Genomic DNA, 3,275 nt, shown 5'->3' on the forward strand with positions numbered 1-3,275 from the left:
TAGATCGTGTGGGTGCTGTGCGAGAATGAAGCGTCTGCTGAGGGCGAGTAGAGCATGAGCGGCCTCCGGGGTGAGGTGACCGCCTTACCTCACCAATCCGGCGGTCACTGGCCCATGAGATCTTTTTTCGGCGAACGCCGGATCAACCCGCTCACCGAACCAGGTCTCGTGCTTGCGCCAGCGCAGGCCTTCGTGGAGCAGGATCTCGTCGATGCGGCTGCGCTGCATCGCAATCCCTTTGTGCTCGTGCAGGTAGGCCGCTAATCGGTCGAGCGTCCAGGCGGCAAAGGGCAACCCGAGTGTCTGCGGCTTGGTCAGCGCACTCGCGATCACGGTGGCGGTTTGCTCGGGCGAATACGTCGGCCGGCGGCCCGAACGGGGCCAATCCTTGAGGGCTTCCAAGCCTTCCACGTTGAAGCGGCGGATGCGCTTGCGCACGGTCTCGCCATCCAGGCCGACCCAGGCTGCAATGGCCGATGCACTCTCGCCGCAACGGGCGCGCCAGATGATCTGGGCGCGTTGCACGCGTTGGGCCGGAGCGGTGTGGGAGTGGGCCAACTTTTGGACCACCGCATGCTCAGCAGCCGTCATGTCCCGTAAGCAGACCGGTGTCATGGGTCGCCTCCGCCAGTAGGTCAGAAGGGTCTGCCATTATACCCCGCAACCTGCCGGATACACCACTTAGATCACGACGAGAGCCTCATGAACCGCATCGTCGTAGATCCGGCGCCTGGGCCGCGTCGCATCTGTCTTGTCTGGCAAGCCCTGCCGAAGGGCGCGCATGGCATGCTTGCGGGAATAGCCTGTTACAGCCATGAACTCATCGAGAATGCGGCCCTTGTCGGGGCGATCACTCTGCCGGTAGCGCGCTGAAATTGCTCGGATCAGCTCATTGCGTGTTGTCATGCTCACCTGCCTCATCATCGCCCCCGGAGCTCGCCTGAGCTCGAGAGCAAATCAGATGAGGCAACGATCCAAAATCAGGGAGCAATTCAGGCGACGCAATGCGGCGTCTCACCCCGATTGTCGCGCGGCACTCCGGTGTCAGATGGGCCGGCCGCCAGACCTTTTCCTCCATCGCGCACCTCCTCACGATGACCAACACCGCCCTATGTTACACCGCTTTCGTGAGGATCATTAGCGGACCTGAGCTGCAGCTCAATCCATTCATAGGCCTTGGCGAGGACAGCCTCTCGATCCGGAGCCAACATCAGGGTCGGGCGCTGCTTGGGCAGGGCCACGAACGCCATCCAGTCCAAGCCGTTCTGGCTGAGGCGGATCTGGTAGCCGTTGTGCTCCACGAGGTCAGTTTGTTGAAGGTGATCAGGATCAGTCATGGTCGTGATGGCAGGTGTTGGCTCTACGGGAGACGCACAAGGCGATCGTCGCGCCCATCTGCTGGGATGGGCCAGTCTGGGGTGGGCCTGGGGGGACTTGAACCCCCAACCAGGCTGTTATGAGCGGCCCGCTCTCACCCTTGAGCGACAGGCCCACGCGGCTCGAAATGTGCCGCATGGACCCTACTTGCGACCGCCACGCCAGAGACATCGACGCATTGGCTAGGCAACAAACTCCGAGTCTCATGTCTCTTTCATGTTTCCTCCTCCGGCGGCTGCGCTTCGACACTTTCAGCAAACTTGGCTTGCGGAGCCACGCAAAAATCCCCGTAACAAGCCTTCTCACCCGTGCAATTAGCCAGGGCCTGGAGCAGCCGCGGCACGTAGAACGGTTTCAGGTCGTCCGGCATCGGCTCCGGATGGCCCACCGAATTCAGCCCCAGCTCGACCAACTCGATCGCGTGCTCCGTGTTGCCGCTCTCGCAGTAATACTGAGCCACCGCCCCATAAGACGCGTATTTTGGGCCGTTGCCGTGCGGCGGATTCAGCACCAGGATCTGTTCGGCCAACTCCTTGCCCATCGCAAAGCGCTCAGCCTGCGGGAGGTGGCAGTTGTCCTTCGCGGGATCAAAAAGCAGTTCCATCGCCATAGCCATCCAAGGCTCGGACTTTGTCCCAATCGCGTCCCGAACCAATTGGCGCATCACCGGCAAGCCGGTCCGCATGTCGCGCATTTTGTGGAGCAACAGATCCGCATGGGCCCTGCGGAAGTTCGGATTGTCTGGCACCACGGCAACGCCTTCTTCGACGGCCGCAAGCGCGGTCGTCCAATCCTCGGCCTGCATCGCCGGCCGAAGTTTGGCAAGGATCGGCTTGACCAGCGCTGATTTGCGTGCTTCGCGTTGGCCTTCGGCAATCCGCTCCAGATCGGCGGCTTTCGCGTCATCGCTGGTCCGCCAGCTGCCGTTGAGAACCTTCGGCAAGACGTCATCGAGTTGCATCGGATGCCCGATAAAGGCGATGTGGCCGTCCCGATCGACCACGAACGCGGTCGGAATCCCGAACGCAAGACTGGCCTCCATCCAAAGCTCCTTCATTTCGCCTGTGTGGTCGAACGCGATCCGAAAGTTCAGATTCGGGAACTTGTCGGCCAGCCACGCCTCCAACGTGGTTCGGGCCTCGTCCGCCGTGGGAGCGTGCTCGCTGGCTGCGACGCCGACGATCTCAAGGCCGCTGTCTCTGTATGTCTCTTGCAGCTGCACCAGATGGGGCATTGCCGCCACACAGGGTCCGCACCACGTTGCCCAGAATTCGACGATGTACACTGTCCCGGGCTCGAAACTCGCGAGAGGCTGGCCACGCAGCCAGCTCTCCACTTCGATCGGCGGAGCCGGGGAATTCATGCGCAGCACATCGTCCGCGCGGCCTTGAGGTACTTCGCTGTCAGCTGACTTGGTCATGGCTTTCCTTCCTTTGCCCAGGCCCGTCGAACCATGACGGCAAATCGCATGCCAGCCGGCTCTGGCTGATATTGCTGCGTTTTTCGAATCTCGCCTGTTGCCTTTGCGACACGTGTCGGATGTCCGACACGCATTCCGGATTGCGCACAGCTGCTTGCTTGCCACGCATTTCCCGATACGGTCGGCCGGCAACGACACTGTTGCGTTAACCTCGGCAGTGTAATCCAGAGCGGCCAGTCGAGGAGCCGTCCTGTTGTCTCTGTTCAAGCGCTGCCGCTTTCCGGAGGCGATCATCCTGCTGTGCGTGCGCTTGTACTGCAAGTATGGGATCAGCTATCGTGAGCTCGCCGAGTTGGAGCAGGCCATTGATCGCGGGATGATCGCAAAGCCAGGCACCAGCTCTGGGGCTCGACCGGTTCAGGTTTGTCGGCAAGCTTGGTGAGAACTAATCAGGCCGTTCGCCATCCTCGCGAATCAA

General features: G+C 61.4%; 4 protein-coding genes, 1 tRNA gene and 1 pseudogene. 1 reads left to right on the forward strand and 5 read right to left on the reverse strand.

The features are described from left to right. Positions 1–84: 84 nt before the first annotated feature. From FS320_RS40470 to FS320_RS40490, 5 genes are all read right to left on the reverse strand, one after another. A complete protein-coding gene (locus tag FS320_RS40470) occupies positions 85–615 on the reverse strand; it encodes a helix-turn-helix domain-containing protein (protein WP_152718141.1) in 531 nt (176 codons plus the stop codon). A gap of 66 nt (positions 616–681) precedes the next feature. Further along, positions 682–906 (reverse strand): hypothetical protein, encoded by a 225-nt coding sequence (locus FS320_RS40475; protein WP_152718143.1) that lies wholly within the window; start codon positions 904–906, stop codon positions 682–684. Positions 907–1,109: 203 nt separating this feature from the next. Beyond that, positions 1,110–1,337, reverse strand: coding sequence for a hypothetical protein (locus FS320_RS40480; RefSeq protein WP_152718145.1), 228 nt, complete (start codon positions 1,335–1,337; stop codon positions 1,110–1,112). 82 nt (positions 1,338–1,419) lie between these two features. Beyond that, positions 1,420–1,492, reverse strand: a tRNA-Ile gene (locus FS320_RS40485). Between the two features lie 99 nt (positions 1,493–1,591). Further along, positions 1,592–3,091, reverse strand: a complete 1,500-nt coding sequence (locus FS320_RS40490; protein WP_338105683.1) for a TlpA disulfide reductase family protein — start codon at positions 3,089–3,091, stop codon at positions 1,592–1,594. On the opposite strand from FS320_RS40490, the pseudogene FS320_RS49220 reads away from it, so the two are divergent. Beyond that, positions 3,051–3,152, forward strand: a pseudogene (locus tag FS320_RS49220) (IS6 family transposase); the annotation flags it as partial. The gene FS320_RS40490 and the pseudogene FS320_RS49220 overlap by 41 nt on opposite strands. Positions 3,153–3,275 lie beyond the last annotated feature (123 nt).

Origin of the sequence: Microvirga tunisiensis, assembly GCF_009296175.1 — a bacterium.
GTDB lineage: Bacteria > Pseudomonadota > Alphaproteobacteria > Rhizobiales > Beijerinckiaceae > Microvirga > Microvirga tunisiensis.

What these genes read in the sequence shown, in the direction of transcription:
- FS320_RS40490 (WP_338105683.1), bottom strand. Translation starts at nt 3,091, where the DNA reads ATGATCGCCTCCGGAAAGCGGCAGCGCTTGAACAGAGACAACAGGACG.
- FS320_RS40470 (WP_152718141.1), bottom strand. Translation starts at nt 615, where the DNA reads ATGACACCGGTCTGCTTACGGGACATGACGGCTGCTGAGCATGCGGTG.
- FS320_RS40480 (WP_152718145.1), bottom strand. Translation starts at nt 1,337, where the DNA reads ATGACTGATCCTGATCACCTTCAACAAACTGACCTCGTGGAGCACAAC.
- FS320_RS40475 (WP_152718143.1), bottom strand. Translation starts at nt 906, where the DNA reads ATGACAACACGCAATGAGCTGATCCGAGCAATTTCAGCGCGCTACCGG.